5 protein-coding genes are annotated in these 4512 nt (G+C 69.1%); 3 read left to right on the forward strand and 2 right to left on the reverse strand.

Going from position 1 to position 4512, the window contains the following annotated elements; all coding sequences use genetic code 11:
• Positions 1–13: 13 nt before the first annotated feature.
• Positions 14–583, forward strand: coding sequence for a suppressor of fused domain protein (locus NS2_RS35080; protein ID WP_081986494.1), 570 nt, complete (start codon positions 14–16; stop codon positions 581–583).
• Positions 584–621: 38 nt separating this feature from the next.
• On the opposite strand, the gene NS2_RS35085 is transcribed toward NS2_RS35080, so the two are convergent.
• Positions 622–2184 (reverse strand): alpha/beta fold hydrolase, encoded by a 1563-nt coding sequence (locus NS2_RS35085; RefSeq protein ID WP_230464135.1) that lies wholly within the window; start codon positions 2182–2184, stop codon positions 622–624.
• A gap of 146 nt (positions 2185–2330) precedes the next feature.
• Entirely contained in the window at positions 2331–3410 is a 1080-nt protein-coding gene (gene corA / locus NS2_RS35090; RefSeq protein ID WP_370737334.1) for a magnesium/cobalt transporter CorA, read from the reverse strand.
• Positions 3411–3471: 61 nt separating this feature from the next.
• Between corA and NS2_RS35095 the strand changes: the two genes are divergently transcribed.
• Both NS2_RS35095 and NS2_RS37040 read left to right on the forward strand, forming a co-directional pair.
• Positions 3472–4326: a PHP domain-containing protein gene (locus tag NS2_RS35095; RefSeq protein WP_033091664.1), complete on the forward strand. Its 855-nt coding sequence runs from the start codon at positions 3472–3474 to the stop codon at positions 4324–4326.
• Positions 4323–4512 (forward strand): hypothetical protein (locus NS2_RS37040; protein WP_222594908.1); only part of this gene is annotated, 190 nt, incomplete at its 3' end. The genes NS2_RS35095 and NS2_RS37040, both read left to right, overlap by 4 nt.

Genomic DNA, 4512 nt, shown 5'->3' on the forward strand with positions numbered 1-4512 from the left:
CGACACTAGATTCATGGATGTGCTGAATCAGGTCCGGGCCGGGGTGCTCGAGCATTTCGAGGTGGAGTCCGCGGACGCGGCGTCGGTGACATTCCTCGGCTTGGAACCCATCGACATCCTGCGCATCCCGGACGGCGGGTTCGTGCACTACGCCACCCTCGGCGGGTCCCGTCATCCCATGACGGATCCGGCGGCGCTGCTGGCCGACCCGGTGCGCGGGCCGCGCGCGGAGCTGGTGCTCACGCTGCGCGGCGGCGCGGGCGCGGGGCTGACCCGCACGCTGGGCGTGCTGGTCGCGGCCCCTGCGGTGGAAGGCGTTGTGCTGCAAGCGGATGCGCTGCTGGATCTGGGCGAACCGCTGTGGGACGGCGCGCCCTTCACGGCGGTACTGCTGGGCGACAGCGACATCCCCGAGGTACAGCTACCGGAACCCGCTGAGCCCGTGCGCTTCCTGACCATCGCGCCCATTACCGCGACCGAGGCGGCCTGGGTGCGAATTCGCGGCGCGGCCGCGTTGCGCGAGGCGTGGGCCGAGGCGGGAATCGACATCCGCGATCCCGCCCGAGCCGCCGCCCAGCTCTAGGCCTTACCCGATCTTCCGATGCGGCTCCGCCGGGTTGTTCAGCCGAAGGGGTTTCCGTCGATGGGGCAGGTCGCCCCGACCGCGGGAAGCGTACCGGCGGTGAGGAACTCGCGCTTGGCGGCCTCGGAGCAGGTGCTGTGCACGTACATGCTGCTGTGCCCCGCGCCCTCGCCCACCAGTAGGTGCGCGTCGGCCAATTCCGCTGCGCCCGCGGCGGCTCCGGCCAGTGGTGTGGCGGGGTCGTTGCGGCTGTTGATGATCAGGATCGGGGCGGTTTTGCGGTTCCACGGGCCGGTGTAGGGACGTACCGCGGCCTGCGGCCAGTAGGCGCAGGTCAGGGCGTCGAGGACGCCGAGGCGGCCGAAGACGGGGACCCGCTGGTCTTCGGTCAGTGCGAGGGCGCTGTAGCGGCGCTCGTCGCGGGGGACGCGGCTGTCGGCGCACTGGACGGCGTGGAAGGCTTCAGTGTAGTTGTCGTCGTAGGTATTCGCGCCGGTGCCGCCCAGCCATTCGGGGCCGCCCGTGCCGACATCGGCGAGCTCGCGCACCAGCACAGCGGACTCGGCGAGCGCATCGGTTGGCAGGTACGGGGTTTCGCGCAGGTCGTAGAGGTGTTGCAGGGTGGCGGCGAGGATCGGCCAGCCCGACGGGTTGGACAGCTGGCCCGCCGCGGCGACGACGGTGCCGTAGTCGTAGCGTTGGCCGTCCCACGAGATCGGTTCGCGCTGTACGCGTTCCAGGACGAGTTGCCATTTCGCCCGTGGATCTCCCTCGGAGAAGGCGCATTCGGGTCCGGCGGCGACGCAGGCGTCGAGCATGGCATCGAATGTGCCCGCGATTCCGGTGGCGACGTCCTGCCGGGTGTCGATGGGCCGATCGGCGGCGGCGTCATCGACTCCGAGCGCGTTGCCGCGGAAGTCCATCGAGCCATCCAGCACCAGCCCGCGCACCCGGCCGGGAAACATGTTGGCGTACAACGCGCCCAGATAGGTGCCGTAGGAAATGCCGTGGAAGCTCAGCTTGTCGTCGCCGACGGCGCGGCGCAGCAGATCCAGGTCCCGGGCGGTGTTCTCGGTCGACAGGTGCGGCAGTAGATCGCCCGCGCGCTGCGCGCAGCCGTCGGCCAGGGTCTTGGCGGCGGCGAAGAACGGGGCTTCGGCGGCGGGCGTGCCGGGCATCGGGGGATAGGCGGCGAAGAACAGCTGCTGTGCCGTCGCATCCGGAAAACAGTGCACCGGTGCGCTGTTCGCGACGCCGCGGGTATCCCAGGACACCAGGTCGAAGCGGGCGCGCAGGGCGTCGGAGAACAGCCACGGCCAGTGCGCCCGCTCGCGCAGTCGCGCCACGCCGGAGCGGCCGGGGCCGCCGAAGTTGACGAACAGGGTGCCGATTCGATGGGCCGGATCGGTGGCGGGGAGTTTGATCACCGACAGCTCGATGGCGCGGCCCGCGGGCTGGGTGTAGTCCAGCGGCACTCGCGCTGTCGCACAGGAGAATCCGGAGTCGCAGTCGGACCATTGCAGGGCGGGAGCCGGTGCGGCGTCGGCCAGGGCATCGACGTAGGGGTCGGTTGCCGGTTCGGCCGAGGCGGGCACCGGCATCGCTAGCAGCAGCCCGAATATTGCTGTCCACCAACCCATCCGGTGACGCGCCGGTGGATTCCTCATCAAGAACACACCCGAATTCATAGCAACCGGGTGGCCCGTGAGTCGAGGGGCTCAGCAACGCCCCTGATGGGGCGGGGTGATCACAACCAGTTTCGGCGATGGAAATTCACGTACAACCCGATGCACAGCACCACCATTCCGGCGAACACGAGAGGGTAGCCGTAGGTCCACGTAAGTTCCGGCATGTGTTCGAAATTCATGCCGTATATGCCCGCGATCATGGTCGGCACCGCGGCCATGGCGGCATACGCGGAGATCTTGCGCATATCGGTGTTCTGCTGCACGCTCACCTTCGCCAGCGCGGCATTGATGAGGGCGGACAGGGATTCGTTGAAGTCGAGGATCTGCTCGGTCACCGCCGTGTGATGGTCGGTGACGTCGCGCAGATACCGCCGGATCTCCTTGGGCAGCGGCAATGTGGTGTCGTGGGTGAGCACCTGTAGCGGCAGTCCGAGCGGCTTGACGGCCCGGCGCAGTTCCACCACTTCGCGTTTGAGCTGATAGATGGCTTCGATCTGGAGCTGGTTCGCGGGTGTGAAGACGGCTTCCTCGATCGCGTCGACATCCTCCTCGATGTCCGCGGTGACCTGCACGTAGGTGTCGACGACGCGGTCGGCCACCACGTGCAGCACCGCGCCGGGCCCGAGCGCGAGCTGGCGCGGGTCGGCTTCGAGATCCTTTCGGACACCGCGCAATTCGGTGTGGTCGCCGTGCCGGACGGTGATCACGAAATCCGGTCCCGCGAACACCATGATCTCGCCGGTGTCGACGATCTCGCTGACCGTGCTGAGTTCGTGATCGACATAGCGCACCGTGCGCAGCACCAGGAACAGGATGTCGTCGTAGCGTTCGAGTTTGGGCCGCTGCGCCGCCTTGACCGCGTCCTCGACGGCGAGCTGGTGCAGGCCGAAGGTCTGGGCGACATCGGTCATGAGTTCCTTGCCGGGCTCGAGCAGCCCGAGCCAGACGAAGCCCTCCTTGCGCTCGCGCACCTCGGCGAGCGCGTTCTTGTACGAGCGCTGCTCCCGCAGCCGCTGCCCGTCCACGTAGACGGCGCAGTCGACGACCGTGCCGGGATGGCTGGGCGGCTTCGGCGTCTCCGGTCGAGAGCCGGTCCGCCCGGGCCAGTGGAACGACGGCAGCGGCGAATTCGAGGACACATCAAGATGTTAATCGTCCCGGCCCCGGGCGATCGGCCACGGCGCAGGCAATATAGGGGGCGTGCGTATCGATCTCCACACCCATTCCACCGCCTCCGACGGCACGGACACCCCGGCCGAGCTCATCGCGAAGGCTGCCGCCGCGGGCCTCGACGTGGTGGCCCTGACCGACCATGACACCACCTCCGGCTGGGCCGAGGCGGTTGCCGCCCTGCCTTCCGGGCTGACCCTGGTGCGCGGCATGGAGATGTCGTGTGTGGGCCTGGGCGAGGACGGGTATCCGGTGCCGGTGCATCTGCTGGCCTACCTGTTCGATCCCGAGGACGAGTCCTTCGCCCAGGAGCGTGAGCGGCTGCGCGCCGAGCGCGTGGTGCGGCTGCGGTCCATGGCCGAGCAGATGGCCGCCGACGGCCTGCCCATCGATCCGGACCAGGTGATGGCCTCGGTCGGGCTGTCGGCGGGCCGCCCGCACCTGGCCCGGGCGCTGGTGGCGGCCGGCGTGGTGCCGACGGTCGACGCGGCCTTCCACGACCTGCTTGCCCCGCACGGCCGCTATTACGTCGAGAAGGCCGACACGCCGTTGCGGCGGGCGATCGAGATGGTGGCCTCGGCGGGCGGGGTGAGCGTGGTGGCGCACGCGCGCGCCCGCAAGCGGGGGCGGCTGCTGGCCCTCGATCACATTCGGGAACTCACCGAGATCGGGCTGGGCGGTCTGGAACTCGACCACCCGGACCACAGTGCGGCCGACCGCGAGGTTCTCGCCCACCTGGCCGCCGAACTGGGGCTGCTGACCACCGGTTCCTCCGATTACCACGGCGCGAACAAGACCATTCGGCTCGGTGAATTCACCACCGACCCAACGCAATTCGAGGAAATTGTGGGCAAAGCCAGTGGGGTCCCGGTGATCACCGCGTGAAGGCGGTCCGGGGTCTGAGCGGAATCGTCGCGGGGGGCACCGCGGTGCTGGCGGCCACGGTCGCCGTCGCCGCGATCACGGGTGTTCGGCGCGGGTTTCCGGGCCCCGGATGGCTGGATGTGACCTGGCATGTGGCCGCCGCGCTGGCGGTCGTCACGGCCCAGATATACGCGGATAGGCGTCAAC

It is taken from the genome of Nocardia seriolae NBRC 15557 (genome assembly GCF_007990715.1).
Classification (GTDB): Bacteria; Actinomycetota; Actinomycetes; order Mycobacteriales; family Mycobacteriaceae; genus Nocardia; species Nocardia seriolae.

What these genes read in the sequence shown, in the direction of transcription:
- NS2_RS35085 (WP_230464135.1), bottom strand. Translation starts at nt 2,184, where the DNA reads ATGCCGGTGCCCGCCTCGGCCGAACCGGCAACCGACCCCTACGTCGAT.
- NS2_RS35080 (WP_081986494.1), top strand. Translation starts at nt 14, where the DNA reads ATGGATGTGCTGAATCAGGTCCGGGCCGGGGTGCTCGAGCATTTCGAG.